At 68.1% G+C, this 21239-nt stretch carries 17 protein-coding genes; 11 read left to right on the top strand and 6 right to left on the bottom strand.

Translation table 11 applies throughout. The features are described from left to right. The first annotated feature begins 280 nt into the window (after nucleotides 1–280). Nucleotides 281–799: a cupin domain-containing protein gene (locus ACFQV6_RS27460; protein ID WP_378030485.1), complete on the top strand. Its 519-nt coding sequence runs from the start codon at nucleotides 281–283 to the stop codon at nucleotides 797–799. Here ACFQV6_RS27460 and ACFQV6_RS27455 read toward each other — a convergent pair. Beyond that, nucleotides 786–2351: a carboxypeptidase regulatory-like domain-containing protein gene (locus tag ACFQV6_RS27455; protein ID WP_378030484.1), complete on the bottom strand. Its 1566-nt coding sequence runs from the start codon at nucleotides 2349–2351 to the stop codon at nucleotides 786–788. The two genes, ACFQV6_RS27460 and ACFQV6_RS27455, sit on opposite strands and share 14 nt — an antisense overlap. A gap of 349 nt (nucleotides 2352–2700) precedes the next feature. Next, nucleotides 2701–3990, bottom strand: coding sequence for a serine hydrolase domain-containing protein (locus tag ACFQV6_RS27450; RefSeq protein WP_378030483.1), 1290 nt, complete (start codon nucleotides 3988–3990; stop codon nucleotides 2701–2703). A gap of 126 nt (nucleotides 3991–4116) precedes the next feature. Between ACFQV6_RS27450 and ACFQV6_RS27445 the strand changes: the two genes are divergently transcribed. From ACFQV6_RS27445 to ACFQV6_RS27415, 7 genes are all read left to right on the top strand, one after another. Beyond that, nucleotides 4117–4911: an SDR family NAD(P)-dependent oxidoreductase gene (locus tag ACFQV6_RS27445; RefSeq protein ID WP_378030482.1), complete on the top strand. Its 795-nt coding sequence runs from the start codon at nucleotides 4117–4119 to the stop codon at nucleotides 4909–4911. 32 nt (nucleotides 4912–4943) lie between these two features. Continuing rightward, the gene (locus ACFQV6_RS27440; RefSeq protein ID WP_378030481.1) at nucleotides 4944–5183 is read left to right on the top strand and encodes a hypothetical protein; all 240 of its coding nucleotides are present in this window, start codon (nucleotides 4944–4946) and stop codon (nucleotides 5181–5183) included. Between the two features lie 135 nt (nucleotides 5184–5318). Continuing rightward, entirely contained in the window at nucleotides 5319–5951 is a 633-nt protein-coding gene (locus tag ACFQV6_RS27435) for a DUF4352 domain-containing protein (protein WP_378030480.1), read from the top strand. 60 nt (nucleotides 5952–6011) lie between these two features. Further along, nucleotides 6012–7031 carry an NADPH:quinone reductase gene (locus tag ACFQV6_RS27430; protein ID WP_378030479.1) on the top strand — a complete coding sequence of 340 codons (1020 nt, stop codon included), beginning with the start codon at nucleotides 6012–6014 and terminating at the stop codon, nucleotides 7029–7031. 154 nt (nucleotides 7032–7185) lie between these two features. After that, entirely contained in the window at nucleotides 7186–8184 is a 999-nt protein-coding gene (locus ACFQV6_RS27425; RefSeq protein ID WP_378030478.1) for a hypothetical protein, read from the top strand. 13 nt (nucleotides 8185–8197) lie between these two features. After that, nucleotides 8198–9943 carry a M16 family metallopeptidase gene (locus tag ACFQV6_RS27420; protein WP_378030477.1) on the top strand — a complete coding sequence of 582 codons (1746 nt, stop codon included), beginning with the start codon at nucleotides 8198–8200 and terminating at the stop codon, nucleotides 9941–9943. A gap of 151 nt (nucleotides 9944–10094) precedes the next feature. Beyond that, complete coding sequence (locus ACFQV6_RS27415; protein WP_378030476.1) at nucleotides 10095–11945, top strand: NACHT domain-containing protein; 1851 nt, start codon at nucleotides 10095–10097, stop codon at nucleotides 11943–11945. Nucleotides 11946–12566: 621 nt separating this feature from the next. Here ACFQV6_RS27415 and ACFQV6_RS27410 read toward each other — a convergent pair. Together ACFQV6_RS27410 and ACFQV6_RS27405 are read right to left on the bottom strand one after the other, a co-directional pair. Then, complete coding sequence (locus tag ACFQV6_RS27410) at nucleotides 12567–12773, bottom strand: helix-turn-helix transcriptional regulator (RefSeq protein ID WP_378030475.1); 207 nt, start codon at nucleotides 12771–12773, stop codon at nucleotides 12567–12569. A gap of 67 nt (nucleotides 12774–12840) precedes the next feature. Further along, complete coding sequence (locus ACFQV6_RS27405; RefSeq protein WP_378030474.1) at nucleotides 12841–13767, bottom strand: LysR family transcriptional regulator; 927 nt, start codon at nucleotides 13765–13767, stop codon at nucleotides 12841–12843. Nucleotides 13768–13836: 69 nt separating this feature from the next. Between ACFQV6_RS27405 and ACFQV6_RS27400 the strand changes: the two genes are divergently transcribed. Next, nucleotides 13837–14577, top strand: a complete 741-nt coding sequence (locus tag ACFQV6_RS27400) for an HD domain-containing protein (protein ID WP_378030473.1) — start codon at nucleotides 13837–13839, stop codon at nucleotides 14575–14577. 132 nt (nucleotides 14578–14709) lie between these two features. Here the strand turns inward: ACFQV6_RS27400 and ACFQV6_RS27395 are convergent, their stop codons facing one another. Continuing rightward, complete coding sequence (locus ACFQV6_RS27395) at nucleotides 14710–15429, bottom strand: pectate lyase (protein WP_378030472.1); 720 nt, start codon at nucleotides 15427–15429, stop codon at nucleotides 14710–14712. A 724-nt stretch (nucleotides 15430–16153) separates the two neighbouring features. Between ACFQV6_RS27395 and ACFQV6_RS27390 the strand changes: the two genes are divergently transcribed. Continuing rightward, the gene (locus ACFQV6_RS27390; protein WP_378030471.1) at nucleotides 16154–17185 is read left to right on the top strand and encodes a hypothetical protein; all 1032 of its coding nucleotides are present in this window, start codon (nucleotides 16154–16156) and stop codon (nucleotides 17183–17185) included. Nucleotides 17186–17230: 45 nt separating this feature from the next. Further along, on the top strand, nucleotides 17231–17953 hold the full coding sequence (locus tag ACFQV6_RS27385; protein WP_378030470.1) for a DinB family protein: 723 nt from the start codon (nucleotides 17231–17233) through the stop codon (nucleotides 17951–17953). Nucleotides 17954–17994: 41 nt separating this feature from the next. Here the strand turns inward: ACFQV6_RS27385 and ACFQV6_RS27380 are convergent, their stop codons facing one another. Then, nucleotides 17995–21126, bottom strand: a complete 3132-nt coding sequence (locus tag ACFQV6_RS27380) for an NACHT domain-containing protein (RefSeq protein WP_378030469.1) — start codon at nucleotides 21124–21126, stop codon at nucleotides 17995–17997. Nucleotides 21127–21239: the final 113 nt, after the last annotated feature.

The raw sequence follows: 21239 nt of genomic DNA, 5'->3' as shown, positions 1-21239 counted from the left end.
TGCCGCCTTCGCCGGGCGTGATCTCGACTTTCCTCGGGAAAATCAAAAGTTCGGTCTGATGTGACGAATCTATGACTCCCATCGATGGAAGTAAAGGTTTGCTTAAGGAAGTCCGTCGTGGGAGCGCGCCCATTTTTCAGCCGCGCGCATTGGCGCAGGCGAATGCATATACAGCGCACAGCCTTCCGTACGCGGCCGGCGATCCGAATTTCGATTGACAGCCTGTTTGCTCAAAGCGAGCCTTGGGTGCCACACGGTGGACGACGTACGGAGGCCGGTCATGATCGAGAACGACGACGATCCACAGCGTTCACGCGCGCGGGTCGTCCACCCGGGCGAGGGCCGCCTGGGCGATCTCGGCGCCATCACCGTCGACTTCAAAGTCTGGGGCGCCGACACCGGCGGTGCCCTGGCGATCGTCGAGCACGAGTTCCCGCCGGGTGCCCTGGTGCCGCCACACATCCATACGCTCGAGGACGAGTACTCGATCGTGACCGCCGGCCGGATCGGCTTCCGTTCCGGAGACCGGGAGGCGGTGCTCGGCGCGGGCGGCTACATCACCAAGCCGCGCGGCGAGGCGCACGCCATGTGGAACGCCGGCGCCGAGCCCGCCCGCATGATCGAGGTGATCAGTCCGGCCGGCTTCGAGCTGTTCTTCCGCGCCGTCGCCGACATGATCGAGGCCGGCGACCCTGACCCAGAGCGTGGTGCGGCCCTCGCCGCCGAGCACGGGCTCCAGTTCGTCGACACCCCGTGGCTGGCCGACGTGGTCCGCCGCTTCGGACTCAACGCCTCCTGAGACCGGCCCCGCGGCACGGCGCCCCGGTCGTCGTCCTCGTCGGCGAACCCACTGGTTCTAGACACCACTTGCAGCGAATGTCTGTCCCTACCCCCGAAACACCACTGAGCGCCAGCCGGGACGGCCAGCTGGCCGCCAGTGGGGTGTCCCGGCCCGAAAAGCACCACTGAGCGCCAGCCGGGACAACCAGCTGGCCGCCAGTGGGGCATTCCGGCCCGAAAAGCACCACTGAGCGCCAGCCGGGACGGCCAGCTGGCCACCAGTGGGGCATTCCGGCCCGAAAAGCACCACTGAGCGCCAGCCGAGACAACCAGCTGGCCACCAGTGGGACGATCCGGCCAGAAAAGCACCACTGAGCACCAGCATATGGGGACTCGGTCCACCGTGGACCTCGACCCCGAAAGGTGTCTAGCGGGTCGGCCCGCCCCAGGTCGTGGCTGACCTGCTGAACGCCGCCGCCCTGCGGGGCCGCTCCATACCGGCCGGGGAACCCGTCGGCCGGCGGCACCGTGCGCAGCAGCGCGGTCGGGGCGTCGCCCATACCTGCCGCGGCCGGCGCCATCATCGGCGTCGCCGGTTCGCCCCCGGTCTTCCGGCGGCGGATCATCACCCGCGCCAGCGCGCCCAGGCCCACGGCGACGAGCAGGCCGCCCAGGATGGTGAACAGCAGCGAACTGCCGCCCTCGTCACTGACGGTATCGAGGTCGGGGCCCGCAGCCGCGGCGACGCTGGATTCCGGCTCGCTTGCCTCGTCCGCTGCCGCGAGAGGGCTCGCCGTCGCCTCAGGTGACGGCGAAGTCGTGGTGGGCGCGGCCACGGCGGCCAGGGTCAGCTGCACGCTCGCGGCGTCACCGGCGGTGCCCTGAACGGTCTTGCGAGTGGTGCGATAGCCGTCCATGGCCGCGACGACAGTGATCTGGCCCTTGGTTATCGGCTTGGCGGCGCTCGACTTGACCGAGAACCGGCCGCTGCCGTTGCTGGTCGTCCGGTATTCGTGCCCGGCGCTGTCCCGGACGGTCAGGGCCACACCGCCGACCGCCTTTCCGTCGGCGTCGCGGACCCGGCCGGAGACCCGGGTCACGCCGGACGGCGGTTTGTCCGCGGGTGTCGAGGTGCCCGTGCCGGGTGTCGAGGTGCCCGCTCCGTGGACGTACACCATCTTGTAGTCGAAGCTGTTCTGCCCGCCGAGCCGTACGGCGACCGAGATGTTGAGCCCGCTGATCTCACCGGGGAAGGCCTTGGGCGCGACGACCGTGGCCTCGAAGTCCTTGCTCTTGCCGGCTCCGAGGTTCGGCTCGGCCCGGCATCCGGTGCTGCACGGCAGGCCGCCACCGACCACCACGATGGCCGTTTCGGCCCCGCTACCGGTGTTCGTGACGCGGAACTGCACGCGCACCTTGTCGCCGGGGCTCACGTTCTCCGCCGACACGCTCAGGATCCGGATGGGCGCCGGTGCGGCCGCCACGGGTGGCGCGGCCACCGCCAGCGTCCCCCCGGTCAGCGCGATCAATGCGGCGGCTCGGGCCCATCCGGCACGTAAGCGCGTCGTCACTTCCAACCACCTTCTCCGGGGACAGGCAACACCGGTCGATGACGCCGCGGGCCACTATGCCCTGTCGGTGCCGGATCGCGCGACCCACGGGCCCTGAACCAGTGCGCAGCAGGCGCGCACGGTGAGGTTGTGTGAGAGCTGGTTGTTGCTCCGGCGTGGGTAGAAGCGCACGGTTGCGTTGCGTGCGCGCCTACTGTCGCTTACGCCGCCCCTGCCGCCTGCCGCCTGCCGCCTGCCGCCTGCCGCCCGCCCAGCCCGCGAAAGCCCGCGAAAGCCCGCGAAAGCCCGCGCGCGGTGAGCGGTCACAAGCGGCAAGGCGTCATGCGCCCGGCTAGGAATGGCGTCCGACTCAACTCTCGATCGCGGCAGCCGCCAGGCGCTGAAACTCCTCACGAGCACCGTTGAACAGGAAATCGACCGTCTGGGTCAGCGCGATCGCGGTCAGATCCCGATCCGGGTCGTTGAACCAGGTCGTCCCATACCCACCGTCCCAGCCATAGCGGCCCGGCCCGGAAACCTCGTCCGGGGTGACGCTCACCGCCATCCCGTACCCCCAGCCGTGCCCGCCGAGCGGAAACGGCCCCGCGTCGGCGATCTGCTGCGGGGTGAGATGGTTGGTCGTCAACCGCCGGACCGACTCGGCGGACAGCAGCCGCCGCCCACGGTGAACGCCATGGTTGAGCAGGAACCGGCTGAACGCGAAGTAATCGTCCACCGTCGAGGCCAGGCCGGCAGCGCCGGACGGGAACGCGGGCGGCCGGGCCCACTCCGCCGGCGTCGACCCGGGCTGCAGCTCCAGTTGTCCGGTCTGCGGGTTCGCCGCGTACAGCCCGGGCAGCCGTGCGGCTTCGGAGCGCGGCAGGGAGAACCCGGTGTGCCGCATGCCGAGCGGCCCGAACAACCGTCGCCGCAGGAACTCCGCGAGCGGCCGCCCGGCGGCGCGCTCGATCAGCACTCCGAGCACGAGAGCACCGGTGTTGTACTGCCAGCGCTGCCCCGGCTGGTACATCAGCGGCAGTGTCCCGAACCGCCGGATCCACTCGTCCGGGCTGTGCGGCGTCCGCGGGTCCGGCTGCGCCATCGCCAATTGCATCTCGTCGGCCGCGGTGATGATCGGGTACGGCGGCTGGAAGCTAGGTTCGAAGACCAGGCCGTGACCCATGCGGAAGGTCAGCAGGTCCTCGACCGTGATCGGCCGTTCCGCCGGGACACTCTCGTCGAGCGGGCCGTCGAGGCGGGTCAGCACACGCCGGCTCGCCAACTCGGGCAGCAGCCGGTCGACCGGCTCGTCCAGAGCCAGCCGGCCGTCCTGCACCAGCATCATCGTGGCCGCCGCGATCACCGGCTTGGTCAGCGAGGCGAGCCGGAACGGCGTACCCCTGCGCATCGGCCTGTCTCCGCCGAGCGCAAGCGTCCCGATCGTCTCGATGTGCACCCGTCCGCGCTGCGCGACCAGATACACCATGCCGACCAGCTCACCACGCTCGACGCGCGCCGCCATCGCCGCGCGCAACTCGGCGAGACCGTCCCGCCGCGGCCCGCCGCCCGACGCCGACGCCGGTCCACCCGGCACCGCACCGCTCGTCATCGCCGACACACCGGCTGCACCGGCACCGGCCAACATCGTCCGCCTTCGCATCGCACGTCTCCGTCCGTTGTGTTGGTTCATGACTGTGGAGACCACCGTCGCAACGCGAACTCATCGGTCCGGCGACGGCAGATGTGGCCGGCCGCACCGGGCAGCGATGCGTGATATACCCGCCGCATGGACCTGCAGCTCACCGGCAAGGTCGCCGTCGTCACCGGTGGAAGCGCCGGAATCGGCCTGGCGATCGCTCGCGGCCTGGCGGCCGAAGGCACGCACGTCGCGTTGTGCGCCCGCGATGCGGCGCGCCTCGAGGCGGCCACCGACCAGATCAAAACCGACTTCGGGGTACGGGCAATCGCCGTCCCCGCCGACCTGACAGTCCCCGAGGGCGCGGCCGAGCTCGCCGCCGCCGTGGCACACGAATACGGTGGCGCCGACCTCCTGATCAACAACGCCGGCACCGGCAGCGAGGAGAAGATCCTCACCGCGCCGGACGAGCGCTGGCAGGCGTACTGGGATCTGCACGTGATGGCGGCCGTCCGGCTCGCCCGGGCGCTCGCCCCCGGCATGAAAGCCCGCGGCGGCGGGGTCATCCTGCACAACGCGTCGATCTGCGCCACCCAGCCGCTCGGGTACGAGCCGATCTACAACGTCACGAAGGCCGCGCTGGTGATGTTCTCGAAATGCCTGGCGAACGAGCTGATCGCCGACAACATCCGGGTCAACGCGGTGAACCCGGGCCTGGTGATGACCGGCGACTGGGTGAAGACCGCGCAGCAGCTGACCGCCGGCACCGAACAGAGCTGGGAGGAGTACCTGCAGCGGATCGCGGAGGAGAAGGCGCCGATCGGGCGGTTCGCCTTGCCGGAGGAGATCGCCGACCTCTTCGTCTTCCTCTGCTCACCCCGAGCGGCGTACGCCGTGGGCTCGACCTACTACATCGACGGCGGCTGGCTCAACGTGACGACCTGATCGCGGTTGCGCGGGCTGCGCACACTGTGGGCGTGGGCACCATTCAAGATCCGAATCCCGACCGCGACTGGCTGAAGCGCAGCTATGACAACACCGGTGGCAGCCCGTGGACGGTCGAGGCGCAGACGGAGATGATGGGCCGGCTGGCCGAGGGCACCGGGCTCAGCCGGATGGCCCGGATCGGCCGGGTCGTCATCAAGACCACCGTCTGGATCACGCTGGCCTCGATGTTCCTGGCCCTGCTCGCGGACATCCTCCGGCAGCCGGCCTGATCGCACCGAAAGACCACGACTTGTCCGATCAGGTGGAGTATGCAGCTGATCAGGCGATATCGGTAGCTCAGCGAATGACGATGGCTCACAGTCAGGGGAGGAGAGGCAAGCCGGCGGTCCCCGTGGAGTGGCCCGATGTCGTACGCACCTGGTTCGCAGCGCCGCCCGGATCCGGCTGCCCGTCGCCCCGTACCGAGAACGCCTGCGCCGCTCAAGGTGGTGATGGCGCTCGTCGGCTCGGTGGTCGTGGTGATCGCACTGTTCGCGGCCGGGATCGTCGCGGAACGGGTCAACCGTAAGGAGCCGGTCGCCGCCGCCGGCACGCCGGCCAGGGCCGGGAAACAGACAGCCGAATCGGACAAGGCCGTCAAGCCGCCGGGGATCGGTGATCCGGTGCGTGACGGCAAGTTCGAGTTCGTGGTCTCCCGGGTGGACTGCTCGCGCACCAGCTTCGGCATCGAACAGCTCAAACGCACTGCCGAGGGCCGGTACTGCGTGGTCAGCCTGTCGGTGCGCAACATCGCCGGCAAGCCCAAGTACTTTCTCGGCCTCGCGCAGAGGGCGAAGGACGCGAACGGCACCAGCTACGGCTTCGACGAGATCGCCGGTATCTATGCCAACCGGGACACCCACACGTTCCTGGAGAAGCTGGACCCCGGCGATCGGGTGACCGGCAAGCTGGTCTTCGACATCCCGGCGGATGTCCGGCTCGCCACCCTGGAGCTGCACGACTTCCCGCTCTCCGGCGGTGTGACCGTCACCCTCTGAGCGCCCTTCCCTGTTGCAGGCGGCGGCATACTCGCCGCCGGAACGGTTAACGTGCGGAGGATGAAGGCCATCATCTACCGCGACAACGGCGGTACCGACGTTCTTGAACTTGTCGACCGCGAGGTTCCGGAGCCCGGCCCCGGCGAGGTGCGCGTCCGCGTCGCCGTGTCGGGCGTCAACCCGACGGACTGGAAGACCCGGTCCGGTGCGACCAACCCGAAGCAGTTCGCCGAGGTCGTCCCGCATCTCGACGGCGCCGGCACGATCGACGCGGCCGGCGACGGCGTCGATCCGGACCGGGTCGGCGAGCGCGTCTGGGTGTTCATGGCGGCGGCCGGCCGGGCGACCGGGACGGCCGCCGAGTTCACCGTCATACCGGCCGAGCAGGCCGTGCCGCTGCCCGACGCCGCGGGCTTCGACCTCGGCGCCTCACTCGGCGTGCCCGCGCTCACCGCGCACCGGGCACTGACCGTCGCCGAGGACGGCCCCCGGCGGCTCGGGCCCGGCGCCCTGGACGGCAAGGTCGTGCTCGTCGCGGGCGGCGCCGGAGCCGTCGGGCACGCGGCGATCCAGCTCGCCCGGTGGGCCGGCGCCACGGTGATCAGCACCATCAGCGGCCCGGAGAAGGCTCGCCTGGCCGTGGCCGCGGGCGCCCACCACACGATCAACTATCGCGACGGCGATCCCGCCGCGGAGATCCGCGCGATCGCCCCGGACGGCGTCGACCAGATCGTGGAGGTCGCGCTCGGTGCGAACCTCGCACTCGATCTTGCCGTTCTCCGGACCCGGGGCACGATCTCGACGTACGCGAACGATGGTGGCAAACCGGTGGAGCTGGACGTGCGGCAGAACATGATGCTGAACACCCGTTTCCAGTTCCTGGTGCTCTACACCGTCGGCCCGCAGGCCCTCGCCGCAGCCGCCGAGGACGTGTCCGCCGCGGTCGGGGCCGGCGTGCTGCCGGTCGGCGCGGACCACGGCCTGCCACTGGTCCGCTTCCCGCTCGAGCGCACCGCCGACGCCCATCAGGCAGTGGAGAACGGCGCCGTCGGCAAGGTCCTGGTCGACATCACCGCCTGACACCGCTGACCCTCTCCCGCGCGTCCGCGTACCTGAAAGGGTCTGACCTCAGGTGAGCGTTCGGATCGCGGTGCGCCTCGACGGGTGGAGGGCCCGCGGCGCGATCGGGGTCTCGCGAGCGCCGTCCTTCGACGACCACCTATGCTCTGCGCTCGTGCTTGATCGTCTTGCTGTGCGGCTCTCCCCGTCCGCGCCCTATCCGGAGGCCCGCGCCCTGTTCAAGGCCGCCGCGGCCGGCGATTGGGCCGGCTGCCGCGGGGTCGTCGACGTCGCCGAGCCGCAGGTGCGTACGCGACTGATCCGGCTGCTCGGTGAGCATGACCGGCTCGGTGACCTCGCGGTGCGGGCCATGGACGCGGATCCGGAGGATGCCACCGCTGCGGCGACGCGGGCGTTCCAGCTGATCGACCAGGGTTGGCAGGTCCGCGGTGACGGCCGGGCCCGGAATGTGGCCAACCGTAAATTCGAGGTGTTCCACCGCTACCTGGCCGAGGCGGAGCAGGTGGTGCATGCCGGGCTCACCCGATCGGCATACGACACGGGTCTGTGGACGGCCGGCTTGACCACCAGCCGCGGTCTGCAGATGGGCCTCGACCACGCCCGGTACCGGTACGAATGCCTGGCCGCCTTCGACCCGCATCACGTGCCCGGCCAGTCCCAGCTGCTGCAGCAGCTGTGCCCGAAGTGGGGCGGCAACTGGCCCGAGGCGGACGAGTTCGCCCGGACCGCCATGCGCGCCGCGCCGGACGGCGCCCACAACGCGGTGCTCATCGTCGACTACCACCTGGAGAAGTGGCTCGACCAGCAGCGCACCAAGGACCTGCGGAGCGCACCGGTCCGCGCCGACCTCGAGGAGGCTGCCGACCGTTCGGTACGCCACCCGGCGTTCCGGCGCACGGTCGGCTGGGTCGGGGTGGTCAACTCCTTCGCGATGGCATTCAGCCTGACCGGCGACCGTGCCGCCGCGAAACAGATGTTCGCCATGCTCGGCCCGTACGCGTCCGAGTCGCCGTGGGTGTACCAGTCGGGCGACGTCCCGACCGTGTTCCGCCGCTCGCGGGCGCGTGCCTACGGCCTCTCCGGCGGGCTGACCGGCGCCGCGGACGTCCTGCTGGTGGCGGCCGCCCCGCTGATCCGCTACGTCACGAACTAGGCCGGAGGGGCGCATGAGTATTCAGTTCGAGGTGGACGGCGTACCCGGTCTGTTCGCCGCATCGAGCGGGCCACTGCGGGTCGGCCTGGTCTTCCGGGTCGGCCAGGTCGATGAGCCGCTCGCCCGCCGTGGCATCACCCACCTGCTCGAACATCTGGCGCTGCACAGCGCGGGTGTGACCGATCACCACCACGGCGTCACCGCGCCGGAGTTCACGGAGTTCCGCACCCAGGGCTCGGCGGACGACGTCCGGTCGTTCCTGGCCGAGGTCTGCGCCTCACTGCGCGATCTGCCGATCGACCGGCTGCCGATGGAGAAGGAGCTCCTGCGCACCGAGGCGGCGTCGCACCGCAGCGACGCGACCAACCTGATGCCGATCTGGCGGCATGGCGCCCGAGGTTACGGCCTCACCGCCTACCCCCAGTTCGGTCTGACCAGCCTCACTGCCGACGAGCTCCAAACATGGGCAAACCACTATTTCGTACGAGGAAACGCCGCGTTGTGGGTCACCGGCCCGCAACTGCCGGACGATCTCCGGCTCGACCTGCCTGACGGCGAACGCCAGGCCCCACCGCCCGCGTCGTCGGCGCTGCCGGTCACGCCCGCATACTTCCGCGGTCCGGCCGGCGTCGTCGTCTGGGACACCGTCGTGCCCCGCGACACTGCCGCCATCGTGTTCACCGGCCTGCTGAGCCGCGAGCTGCGCCGCACACTGCGCCAGGAGGGCGGCCTCTCCTACACCGCCACGGCTGACCACTCACCGCGTGCCGACGGCACCACTGCGATCACCGCACTCGCCGACGCCCTGCCCGACAAGCAGGACGCAGCCCTCGCCGGCGTGATCGACGTACTGGAGCGGATGCGCCGTGGTGAATTCGACGACGCCGAGTTCACCGCGGTCGTCAAGCAACGCTGCGACGATCTGACACACGCCGGACAACACGGCGGCCGGGTGCTGTGGCAGGCGGCCGGCCTGCTGCTCGACCGCACACCGGCCGACCTCGACGACCAGTTGGCGCAGACCCGGGCGGTCACCCGGGCCGACGTGGCCCGGGTGGCGCAGACCGCGTTCGCCGCCGGCCTGCTGCAGACACCCGGCGACACGACAGCCGACGACGCCGGCTACACCGCCGCCCCGGTCACCTCCGGCGGCCAGGTCACCGGGCAGGCGTACCCGTCGCTGGCCAACCCGGCCCGCAGCCGGGTCATCCTCGGTGACGAAGGCGCCAGCCTCGTCAAGGGCGAGAAGCTCGCGACCGTACGGTTCGACGCCTGCGCCGCCGTCCTCGCCTGGCCCGACGGCGCCCGTCACCTGATCGGCACCGACGGCATCCAGGTCCACCTGGAACCAACCATGTTCCACGGCCTGGCCGCCGCGATCCCCGCTCTCGACCAGCACGTCCCGGCCGGCCAGCGAGCCGAAATGGCCCCCCGCGACCCGCAGACCATTCCCCAGCCCCGGCTGTGGCTGCCCACCATCAAACCGTCGGCGCAGCCCCTCGGGCCGTTGCGCACCCCAGCCCGCCTCGGCCCGCCCGCGTCCCGCGGGACCTGGCAGGGCTACCTCTTCAACCTGCTCATCTGCCTCGTGGCCGTCGTCGGCCTGACCTCCGGCGCCATCGACCCCGCCGAGCTGCGGTCCGTGTCCGGCTCCCACCCGATCGACAACCTTCCGGTGCTGCTCCTCGTCCTGGCTCTGCTGGCCGCCCGCGGCATCTGGGCCCTCCGCGGACTACTGCGCCTCTACCACCGCCGCTGAACCTCACGCCCGTGCCTCGTATGGCGTCGCGGGAGGCGGCCTGATCCGCTATCCCGCGGCGCCCAGCCGTGTGCTCTCGATCGAGTGGAATCGCGGCGGTGTGCGCACTGAAGGATGCCTTCGGCGGCTCGGCAGCGGAACCATTGACGGGGTGCTGATCTGGTGGCGCTGCAATGCGTGGTGGTTCGCGATCGTTGGCGGTGCGATGGCCGTCGTCGGCGCCCTGTCGACGGCACTGATGCAGCCGTCCTTTCCACTCGATACGGGCGACAAAGTCGCGAGCGTGGTGGGCGGAACTGTAACTGTGCTGACCCTGCCGATCAGCATCGCTTCGCTGGTAGTGGCGTGGCGGCAGCAACCGTTCGATCGGGCGCCTGTGCTGGAGAGGCTTGCCCGGGCGGTACTGCAACAGTGGACGCGTGAGGGCAGCGCACGCGGGCTGCTCAAACCCGAACCGATCAAGGTGTGTTGGTCGACGACCGAGCGGCCCGTCGCCCCGGCGCCGGGAGAGATCGCCGCACCTGTGGCGGGACGGATCATCCGGCTCAAGCTGCACGGCGACGTCACCGAGATCGCCGCCGCGTTCCGGCGGCTCCCACGCCGCCAACTGGTGGTCATCGGTGCGCCCGGCTCGGGGAAGACGTCACTCGCGGTGCTGCTGGTGCGCGACCTGCTTCAAGGCCGCACGCACGGTGAACCGGTGCCGGTTCTCCTCAATCTGGCCGGATGGCGACCGGGCAACGACTTCGACCGTTGGCTGGTGCGTAGCTTGCGTGCCGAGTACTCGTTCCTGGCGGAGGCGGCGACCGATCTGGTAGCGCGAGGGGAAGTCCTGCCGGTGCTCGACGGCCTCGACGAGATGCCGGCAGACCTCCGCAGACGGGCCGTGATGGAACTGAGCGACGCGGTCGGCGGAGATCGGCCCGTGGTGGTGACGTGCCGCGCCGACGAGTATGAGGCGACGATCGGCGAGACCGGAACACCGCTGGCTCGTGCGGCAGTTGTGGAGCTCAGGCCGTTGACCATCGCCCAGGTCGGTCACTATCTGGCTGCCGGTCAGGTCGATGGCGAGCGGCGGTGGGCGCCGGTGCTCGAGAAACTTGTCACCCACCCGGGCGGTGCGGTTGCCTCCACCTTGTCGAAGCCGCTTTTTGCCTTCCTCGCTCGAACGCAGTACACCGCCTCCTCGGCCGATCCGGGTGTGCTCGCAGGTTATGCCGATGCTGATCGTCTCGCCGATCACCTGACCTGCGGCTTCGTGCCGGCTGCCTATCGTGAGCGGCAACAGCATATTGATGGAGAGGCATCATCCTCGCTGCGTAGCTATTCTGCCCCGAACGCGGAGCGGTGGCTCGCATTCCTGGCCAGTCGCCTTACCGACGTCGGTGGGACGGAGATCGCTTGGTGGCAGATCAGCCATCTGGCCGGCGTGCGTCCGGTCCGGCGGCAGAAGGGGTTACCGAGCCACCCGCCGAAATCCGTTGTGCCGTCGCGGCTGACGTTTCGGCCGACTCGGTTCTTCGCCGTGCTGATGCTCCTTCCTCTTCTGATCATGGCGGTTGCCCTCAACGCCTCGCCAGAAATCGACCACGTCGGAACGCTCCTTTTCGGCATTTGGGGAGCTTTTCTCGGGCTGCCGTTGGCGTTGTTACTGTCGATCCGGAGGCCTGCTGCCGACAGCGAGCTGGACGATCCGATCGCCACTTTGAAGGCTGATCGCCGGGTCGCGCTCGCGGTATTCGGCGTTGTGACGCTCGGCTGCACAGGGTTCTACCCGTTGGGCGGCGGTGTGGTGGGGTTGGTTCTCTATCTGCTCCTGTCGAGATCACGGTGGGTTACCTATCTCCGCGGTTGCGTCTCGCTCGCCGTCCGCCGGCGAGGCCCACTCCGTCTGATGACCTTCCTGGAGGACGCCTACCGGCGTGGTGTCCTCCGTAAGACCGGCGCCACCTACCAGTTCAGGCACCTGCATCTGCAGCATCATCTAGCCGGCCGCCGGTAGACGGTACGTTCGCCGCGCCACATAGCCGCCTTGTTGAAACCCTCGGATCTACCGGCCCGGCGCCGAAACGGTGCACGCGGCGCTGCGGAGCCTGAGCCACTTCGTGAGCCCCCATCCGCCGCCATCGCGAGCAGCGGCGATCGGATAGCGGCGTCTCGAGCCCGCCGTCAAGCCTTGCTCGCCCTGGCCCACCTGCGTATCGGCGACACTTGGATCGCCTCCGCGATCCTTGACGGCACCCCGATGGCCAGTCTGGAGAGCACCGGGCGAGACGGAGAGTCCGTCTTCGCCGCTGTAGAGGTAGATCCACGTTGACGGCTCGGTCGCCTCGGCGGTCAGCGAGTAAACGTGCCACCTCCCGCCGCCACGCCGTACCCGTAATCGGTCTGGAGGCCTTTCCTGGTTGTCCAGCTGCACAATCTTGGTTCTTCCGTCCCCGGGTCTGCCGCGCAACCGCACGCCCACGTGGCCGTTCACCGTCTCGCCGTGCAACCAGCGCCGAATGAGTTCCCGGTGCGATTCGGCGGCTGGCATGGCTGCATTCGACCACGCTGCTGTCGGCATCACCAACCAAAGGCATATGCCGATGAGGCGACGAACTCACATGCCACGACTAGGGATCTACTTAGAGTTCCTCAAGGTTGGGCGGCGCAGTTTGATCCACGCCTCGACCTCTTCGGCCAGCCACACTTTGCCTGCTGCCAGTTCGGCTACGGGCTTCGGGAAGTGCTCTTGGCCGGTGATCGAGTAGACGCGTTGCCGACTGATTCCACCGAGTTGGACGCGGATCTCGTGAGCACCGATCAGCCGCAACGTTTTCCTAGTCATGTGACCAGTATAGGCGTGCGTCAACTCCGGGGTGGTGGGCGGTTGGTCAGTGGTCTGCGAGGCGTATTCAGGCGGAGTGGCCGCCGGGCGCCGACTGTCGCGAGTCGGGTTTGGCGGTTGCGGGGATGTCGGCTCGAATACGGTCGAGCAGGTCGGCCAGGCGGGGATCGGTGAGGGCGCCGGGCCGGTGGATCGCGTAGAAGGTGACGTGGGGGAGGTCGGTGACGGGGCGGGTGACCAGGCCGGGTGCGGGTTGGACGCAGCCGGCGACGATGGCGAGGCCGACGCCGAGTGCGGCGAAGTCCAGTGTCATCGGCAGGCCTTCGGCTTCGACGGCGACCGTCCAGTCGGCGCCGGCTTCCTGGAGGGCGCGTTCCAGGTTGACCCGGTGTGGCCGGGTGGCGGGCGGGACGATCAGCTCGGTGCCGGTGAGGTCGCGTAGCCGCAGGTCAGGCCGGTGGGCGAGGGCATGGTCGTGCGGCATGATCAGGACCTGTGGGTAGGCGGCGATCGGGGTGGCGATCAGGTCGGCGGGTGGCACGTGGAGGGTGAATACGCCGAGATGGGCGCGGCCGGTCCGTACGGCTGCGTGCATCTGCTGCCGGTTGGTGTGCAGTGGCCGCACGCTGCCGGGCCGTTCGGCCAGCATGCGGCGGATCGTGCCACCGAGCAGGTACAGGTAGGCGGTGTGTGCTGAGGCGAGCACCAGGGGGCGGTTGGTCGGGACCCCGCGTAGTTCGTCGAGGAACACCTGCAGGCGTTCCTGGTGTTCGCGGGCGAACCGGGCGACCAACTGCCCGTCCGGTGTCAGCTGCAGCTGGTTGCCGGCCCGTTCGTAGAGGGGGCGGCCGAGCTCGCGGGAGAGGGTGGCCAGTTTGGAATGCAGCGACGGCTGGCTGATGTGCAGCTGCCGGGCGGCCCGGGTCATGTTCAGGTGGTCGGCGAAGACCGCGAAAGCGGCCAGCGCGTCGGAGGTCACCCGCATTCCAGTCATAGAACGAGCCTATAGCAGTCTCGGCAGATCATAGTTCTGTCCTAGACCGCGCCCGCCGATCATCAATGCATGACCACACGGGACGATCAACCCGCTCGGATACCGGCCACCCAATTACGGATCATGCCGCTGCACGCGGTCACAGAGGTGTACGGCGAAGCCGGACTGCAACGCCGCCTCGCCGTCGAATCGGACCGGCTCGCCCCACCACACCGGCGAACCCTCGCCGACGCGGCCGCCTGGGCCACCCAGGTGCACGCCGGACAGCACCGCACCCGGGAGCCCTACATCAACCACCCTCTACGGGTGACCCTGCGGATCCTGTGCCACTACCGGGTCACCGACCCCGACGTACTGATCGCCGCGCTCCTGCACGACACGGTCGAAGACCAGCCGTCGGCGGTAGCCGGAATCGCCGAGCACGGACCGCCGCCCATCGAACAGGCACTCGCGGCGATCGCGTCCAGGTTCAACCGGCGGGTGGCCGGCTTGGTTGCCGCCGTGACCACGCCCGCCTGCCCGCCCGGCACCGACCGCATCGCGCACTATCTCGACCACCTGCGGCCGGCACTGGACGACCCGTGGGCCCGCGTGATCAAACTGTCCGACTTCACCGACAACGGCGTCGGCATCATCCACTCCGCCGGACCCCTCGTCACCCGCTCCGCCCGCAAATACGACCCAGCCGTACCCGTGCTCCGCGACTTCCTCGACCGGGCGGACACGCCCCTGGACGCAGACGTGAAGGACCACATCCGCAGCCAGCTGGACCTGGCCCGGCACCGATTCACGGCCATCCTCGCGGCGTGAGGTGAGCCGTTGTCGCTGACATCGGCCTGTCGATCCACACGCCGGGCGGGTCAGGCGCGCGGGAAGCCCAACGGAAGCCGTCCGAGCGACGTTCATTCGGACGGCTTCCGCCTTTTTGCCGACTGAGTTGCGCTAGGAAACGATGCAGTTCTTGCCGTTTGCGCCGGTGCCGGTCTTCTTGGGCTCGGCGCCCGTGTTGTTGCCGGTGTAAAGCCAGCAGGTCGGGATGCTGCCGATGTTGTTGCCCTTCAGCGTCGCGACGTCGCCGTAGTTGGTGTTGACGCCGGCGATCACCTTGCCGCTGGTGGCGGTGACGTTCTGGATGGTCACCTTGCGAGCGGCCTGGGTGGAGCAGTTGCCGCAGGAGCGGTAGAGCTTGCCGAAGTTGGAGACCTTGAAGTTCTTGATGGTCACCGACCCGCCGGAGCCGCGGTTGTCCTGGAACACCTTGTCCGACGCGCTCGCCGCGCTGCCGCCATCGATCACGACGGTGGCGTTGTTGCCGCGGAAGGTGGCGGCGTCCTCACCGACGTCCTGCCAGACGACGTTCGTCAGTTTGCAGCTGCCGGCGCAGTGGACACCGTCGGCGGACGGGGCGCCCAGGATGACGTTCTTCAGGGTTGCGCCGGCGGCCAGGTCGAAGATCGGGTCCTGGCCCTCGTTCTGGCCACCGCTACCGAGGTTGCCGGAGCCGATGTAGCGATTCCCGCCGCCGTCGAAGGTGCCGGTCACCTTGATCGACGCGGTGACCTTCACGTCGGTGGCGGCTGACGCCAGGTTCACCGTCGCGATCGAACCGGCCAGGGCTGTGGCCAGAACGGCGGCACCGATGAGAAAGCGCGGTCTTTTCATGTGGACCTTCCTTGGGGGAGGCCCGCCTTCGACGAGAAGGTGGGCGGAACCGGCTGTCGTCACAGCAGCGTGTGACTTCGTGGGGATGACGCCGGTGGGTCTTGAGAAACGGACATCTCCAACATGACACCAGCGATTGATACGAGTCAATGAGTATCGTTTGCAGCTTTGTTGCAGGATTGTGGTGATTGCATGCTCTCTACACCGCTGGCAACCTGTAGTGGGTCGGTGGCCGCCGGAGGTTGCTCGATGAGGAGAAGATGTTCAGCGATGCGGTGGCCGACTGGTCCAAGTGCCTGGCCGGCCGTCACGCGATGGAGCTGCGCCCGCCACCGGATGCCGGGGCCTCAGTGATCTTGCACGATTCGGGAGTGGGGTGACCCTTATCAGACGTCAGGCGAAGTCGAGGCTGATCGATCTGAGAAGGCGGGTACCACGGTGAAATCAAGTCAGCATCCGGAAAACCAAAATGTCAGTGCGTCCGTCGCCCTGTGCACAGCGTCGACCAGCAGCGTGGCCGGCGCCTACGTCTTGACCCAGTCGATCCTCGTCACCGTCATCGCAGCGGTGGTCGCGCTCGGCCTGACCGCAGCCCAGCTCCTGGCACATCGCTGACCGGCCGGTCAGGAGTCGAGGAGGCCTTGCAGAAGAAGCGGCGATGTCGCGCTGAGCATAGTGCTCATAGGGGAAACCGAGCGGGAGGGCTGCAATGCCGGACAGTGCCATGACACCGCTTCTGATCGATACGGCGACGTTGCTGCGCCTGCAGTTGGAGCGGTGGGAGCTGCCCGAGGACGAGCTTCCCCGGGACTCCTTCGTCATCGAGAGCCTGGTCCTCTACGACTGGGTGATCCTCGACGGCCCGTCCGTCGCGTACAACCGGCAGTTTCTCAACTGGACCGCCGACCTCGACGACGGAGTCGAGATCTTCACCCCGGACGCGGCCGAGAGGGCCCGGCTGTACCGCAGAATCGCGGAGATGTTCGAGAGCGTCGCGGACAGCGAGATCCGGCCGGGGGCGGAATTGCTGCCGGTCTCCGAACTCGGTGGAGACGACATGCCCTCGTACCCGTGGACGATGGTGATCGCCGAGCTGGACCGGTATCCCGAGAGCGGGCCGGTGCTGTCGGAGATCAAGAACCGGGTCCACGGGCGTGCCTACCGAGTGGCGCAGTTGACCACCTTGGCGACGTTGATGCGCCTTTTCCACTACCTGGCGCTCCAGCAGACGGTGGGTGCCAACCTGCTCCTCGACCGTCAGAAGGCCCCGGATCAGGACGTTCCCCGGTACGGGTTCACGTCGTCCATCATGGAGAACTTCACCGGCGAGGTTCGCGCCCGGTACGCGCAGCGCCGGCGCCGGTGGCTGGGGGAGTCGGTCCCCGAGCTGCCCGTTCCGGCACTCAGCCGGTACGTCTCGTCGGTGGCGCAGGAGCGGGGATGGAGCCTCGGCCGGGCCGTCACGTGGTTGCGTGAGCAGCCGGAGGTCGTGTCCTACCGCGCCGGTATGACGGAACTCGTGGGGCGCCTGCAGGCCGGGGACGCGGCCGGGGCGGACGAGATCTTCGTGGAGCTGGACGGCGCCGCCGAGCGGTGGAGTGCCCGGCTGGGTGCCCCAGCGGCACGGCGCCGGGTGCCGGTCACCCTCGCCCTGCCTCTGGTGGAAGCGATGGTGCCATTACCGGTGCCCCGGCTGAGGCGCACTCCGGGAGAGAAGTTGCTGTTGCTGATCGACGTGCTGTTGAGCACCGAGTGAAAACCTGCCCCGGCTGTGCGTACGGTGTGAATTAGTCTTTTTCGCATGCGACGCTTCAACGACGAAGACCTCACCGGCGCGGAGTTCCGCGAGTGTGACCTGAGCAGGGCGCGGTTGGCCGGTGTGGTCATGCAGGACGTTGAGATCGACGGTCTGGTCACCAACATGGTGGTCAACGGCGTGGAGGTGACGTCGTACGTCGAGGCGGAACTGGACCGCCGCCACCCGGTGCGGCTGCTGATCCGTTCCGATGAACCGGCCGACCTGCGCGAGGCCTGGCGACAGCTGCGGGAGGCATGGGCGACGACCATCGAGCGGGCCAGATCGATGGCCGAGGGCAGCGAGGATGTCGGCGTCGACGGCGAGTGGTCGATGGTCGAGACTCTGCGTCATCTGGTCTTCGTGCACGATTCGTGGTTTCGGCGCTGCGTACTCGGGCTGACCGAGCCGTTCACGGCGATGGGACTGGCGGTTCCGCTCGTGCCGGATCAGGAGGGGCTGGGGCTGGACAGGTCCGCCCGGCCGGGTCTCGGCGAAGTGCTGACCGTGCGCGAGCGGCAGGCGTCGGAGGTGGAGGCGTGGCTGGCCGAGGTCGCACCCGAGCAGCTCGCCGAGCCCGCGCCGGTGCCCGACGACGACAGATGGCCTCCGTATGCCAAGGGCCGGAGCGTGCGGCAATGCCTCAGCACTGTGCTCAACGAGGAATGGGAACACCACGGTTTCTGCGTTCGCGACCTGGACAAGCTGTCGCGCCGGAGGGCTCCGTAGGTGCGGCGCACGGATCCCGGCATGTCCTTCGTCGTGAGCCTCTAGACCGGCTCTCGGAATGCGCCTTCGCGGCGAGTTTCTTCCAGCATTTGTCCGAGCCCGTCCACCGTTTCGGAAGACAGCGCTAGAAGTGGTGATTCCTTGCCATCGATGTGCCCGTTCCACCACTCAAGCCAGTCAGGCCGTAGTCGGTCCTCCGCATCGAACTGCTTCCAGGCAATCCGTTGCCGGTGCTCAGCCATTATGCTCAGGAATTCCAGGAACGCGTTCGTCTCAGGATCGCGGTGAAACTCATGGCGATGGACCTCGGTCAGGAAAATGTCAGTTCCGTAATTAGTCCGGAATCGAGCAAGAGCATGCTGCAGAGCGACGACGTCGGCCGCTCGGTGCTCTCGGAAAAAAGCCGCTGTCAATTGACGATCGCGTCGCCGGAGCCACGCAGAGCCGATCGACTCGTTGAGATCCGGGAAGAAGATTAGAAAAGCCAAGACAACTTGAGCCACGACGCCAACAGATCCTAGCGACGGAACGAACACCGCAACGGTTGCGGCCGTCAGCATCAACAGGTACAGAGTAAACCTCCGTGTGATGCGGGAGTCGACGGAAGCTCGCTCGACCACTTTGCGGAGGGTGAGCCGCCTGCGCCACGCAAGGAAGTGTCGTGGTATCTCCAGGATCCCACTGAAAAGGGATGCGAAGTCCTGAACCCCATCCCAGAACGCGAAGAATTTGTCCGCGACAAAGGTTGCGGTGAGCAGGGGCCAGCGGCTGCGCGCCAGGACCGCACCGTCTTTGACCGCCTGCAGCGCAGCGAAGGGCCACAGCCCGATCCACAGCCCGATCGCGGCAAGAATCATTGCTGCGATCTTCGCCAGCGACGACACGCCGCTCGTCAGGATCGTCAACAGTTGGACCACCGCTAACAGGCCCACCGGGAATAACATGATCAACGCCGTCACGACTGCGATCGGCATACCCTTGGTAGAGGACCTTCTCCACCCCTTGCGGCGGGCGTATCTCTCCCAACAACTTTGGCTTGCGGTTCGCCACCGCATGCTCCAGGCGAGTAACCACAAGGACACCATGCCAAGGAGGCCGGCCCCCCAGAACAGAGGCATGTCGGCAGCCGGGATGAACGGCGTCATCAGCGCAGCCCCTAGCGGGAAAGCGATGATCGTGACGATAGGAACGGCCAACAACAGGTCGATGTACCCGGGCAATTTCTTGGTGGCCTGCAGCCGCTGCATCTGGACGCGCAACGACCGGCGTTCCCGTCGCAATTGACCATCGGCCGACAGGTCTATGAGCATCTGGCGGATCTGCGGTTCGAGGTGGGCGGCGGCCGGAACGGCCCGGCGCACCTGGCGGAATGCCTCGTCGCGCAGCCACATGCTGTCGCTGTCGAACGCTCGGTCCAGGTGGGCGACGGCTTTGTCGCTGCCGGTCGCGGCGCACAGTTCCACCGCCCATTTGCGGTCCATCCGACCGCCTTCCGACCAGGCCCGCTCGACCAGATTGTCAGCCGCTTCCGCAACTGGGTGCCGCGCGATGGCGGCGGGCGTCAACGCGCTTGCCATCAGGTCCAGGAGGTAGAGCGAACCGGCCGGCCACAACGGCGCTGATGACGAGGACCGGAGCCGCTCGGCGATCGCATTCAGCATCTCGGCGGATTGCGTGCCGGACTGCGTTTGCAGCATCACCACCGCGGTCTCCCTCCAGCGGCCATCGGTGAGGAGTTCCGTGCGTGTCACGTTGCCCCGGCCGCGGATCACCGAGCATGTTGCGAAGTACTCCTGGACGCGCCGGTGGGAGAAGGTGACGAGCACGTCGTTTTCCGTACGGAGCAGTCCGCAGTAGATCAGCGCGTCGATGGACGCGTTCGCCGTTCGTTCCGGGTGTTCGAGCCGTTCTTCGATCCGGTCGCGGTCGGCGGACAGGCCGAGATCCGGCTCCACGAGCATGGCGAATGCCATCTCTTCCGCGAACTCCCTGGTCGCGGTCACGTCGACGTTGAACCGGGTCGCGATGCGATTCTGGTCGAGGGTGAGCCGCCGGAGCACGTAGTCTTCGACCACCTCGTGTGAGTTTCGCGGCATCGTTCGACGACTGCGTACGTATTCGCAGAGCAGGCTCAGGAAGAGGGGGTTGTCGGTGAGCTGCTGAAGGTGGAGTTCCATGCTGTCCATGCCGTCGAGCAGAGTCTGCTCCTCGGGGGTGCCGAGGTCAGCACGCTGGACGAACTGCTCGCGTCTTTCCCTGCTCAGTGGCATCACCCGGAACCGGGGCAGCCCCGTCCGGCTCGGACCACGGAATTCGCGACTGGCCACGATGGCGCGGCTGTGCCCGAAGCCGACGAAACGTGCGATTGCCTCGACGTATTCGTCGATGACCGGGCCGGCCTCGGCTTCGGCAAGAATCGCCGGGATCTCGTCGAACGAGTCGAACAGGAACAACAGCCGGCCGCGCTCGCGGTCGGTTTCGAAGTTCTCGAGCAGGTACCTGTCGACGTCTCTGCTGGGGCGCGGGCTCAGACTGTCCAGGACGAATTGCTCCACATGCGCCGAGGAGACCGGAGCGTTCGGGGGAACGACGAAATTCTTCAGGTTGACGTAGATCGGCAGTTCGGTGTCCTCGCTGGGGCGCTGCCCGGCGTGCTCAGCCATCCGGAGAGCAAGGTGCCGCAACGCGACGCTCTTGCCCGAGCCGGGTTCACCCTCCAAGACGGTAAGGCGTTCGTCGCTCGTGCGGAGCGCGTCGGTAAGCGACGGCACACGGCGCACCGACTGAGGCCGGCGCAGCCGGGCCATCCGGGTTCGCGCCTTGATACCTACCTCGATCTCCGCCTCGAGTTCCGTGAAGTGGTCGTCGTTCCACCCCGCCCCGGCCTTCAGCAAGGCTCGCTGGAGATCCCGCGCGAACAATCTACGGCGCCCGGCCGCCCGGGAAGCCGGGCGGCGGCCGGTGTCGCCCACCGGTGGAGCAGTGCTGACTCGCGTGCCGACCAGCACCAGAATGATCGAGGTCTGCACGAGCAGACCGAGGACGAACCAGACTCGCCACGGGTCCGCGGAGAAGAACAGCGGAACCTTCTCCGAGGCGTAGTTCGTGACCAGCCCGATGGCAGCAGCAGTCAGCGCCGAAACCACCAAGATCACCAGCAGTAGTCGCTGCACTACGCCACCTCCGAAGGTGGGCATACTACTGCGTTCTCGCACAGACGAGTGAGGTGCTGTCCGATCGGTGACGACTTGCGCTGGACCCCGGTCAGCGACCCGGCACACACCTC

This window comes from Actinoplanes sp. GCM10030250 (genome assembly GCF_042666575.1).
Lineage (GTDB): Bacteria > Actinomycetota > Actinomycetes > Mycobacteriales > Micromonosporaceae > Actinoplanes.
Note: the sequence above shows the minus strand (reverse complement) of the source record. Positions and strands in the feature narration are given on the sequence as shown.

What these genes read in the sequence shown, in the direction of transcription:
- ACFQV6_RS27420 (WP_378030477.1), top strand. Translation starts at nt 8,198, where the DNA reads ATGAGTATTCAGTTCGAGGTGGACGGCGTACCCGGTCTGTTCGCCGCA.
- ACFQV6_RS27430 (WP_378030479.1), top strand. Translation starts at nt 6,012, where the DNA reads ATGAAGGCCATCATCTACCGCGACAACGGCGGTACCGACGTTCTTGAA.
- ACFQV6_RS27435 (WP_378030480.1), top strand. Translation starts at nt 5,319, where the DNA reads ATGTCGTACGCACCTGGTTCGCAGCGCCGCCCGGATCCGGCTGCCCGT.
- ACFQV6_RS27460 (WP_378030485.1), top strand. Translation starts at nt 281, where the DNA reads ATGATCGAGAACGACGACGATCCACAGCGTTCACGCGCGCGGGTCGTC.
- ACFQV6_RS27390 (WP_378030471.1), top strand. Translation starts at nt 16,154, where the DNA reads ATGACACCGCTTCTGATCGATACGGCGACGTTGCTGCGCCTGCAGTTG.
- ACFQV6_RS27385 (WP_378030470.1), top strand. Translation starts at nt 17,231, where the DNA reads ATGCGACGCTTCAACGACGAAGACCTCACCGGCGCGGAGTTCCGCGAG.
- ACFQV6_RS27405 (WP_378030474.1), bottom strand. Translation starts at nt 13,767, where the DNA reads ATGACTGGAATGCGGGTGACCTCCGACGCGCTGGCCGCTTTCGCGGTC.
- ACFQV6_RS27445 (WP_378030482.1), top strand. Translation starts at nt 4,117, where the DNA reads ATGGACCTGCAGCTCACCGGCAAGGTCGCCGTCGTCACCGGTGGAAGC.
- ACFQV6_RS27410 (WP_378030475.1), bottom strand. Translation starts at nt 12,773, where the DNA reads ATGACTAGGAAAACGTTGCGGCTGATCGGTGCTCACGAGATCCGCGTC.
- ACFQV6_RS27400 (WP_378030473.1), top strand. Translation starts at nt 13,837, where the DNA reads ATGACCACACGGGACGATCAACCCGCTCGGATACCGGCCACCCAATTA.
- ACFQV6_RS27395 (WP_378030472.1), bottom strand. Translation starts at nt 15,429, where the DNA reads ATGAAAAGACCGCGCTTTCTCATCGGTGCCGCCGTTCTGGCCACAGCC.
- ACFQV6_RS27450 (WP_378030483.1), bottom strand. Translation starts at nt 3,990, where the DNA reads ATGCGAAGGCGGACGATGTTGGCCGGTGCCGGTGCAGCCGGTGTGTCG.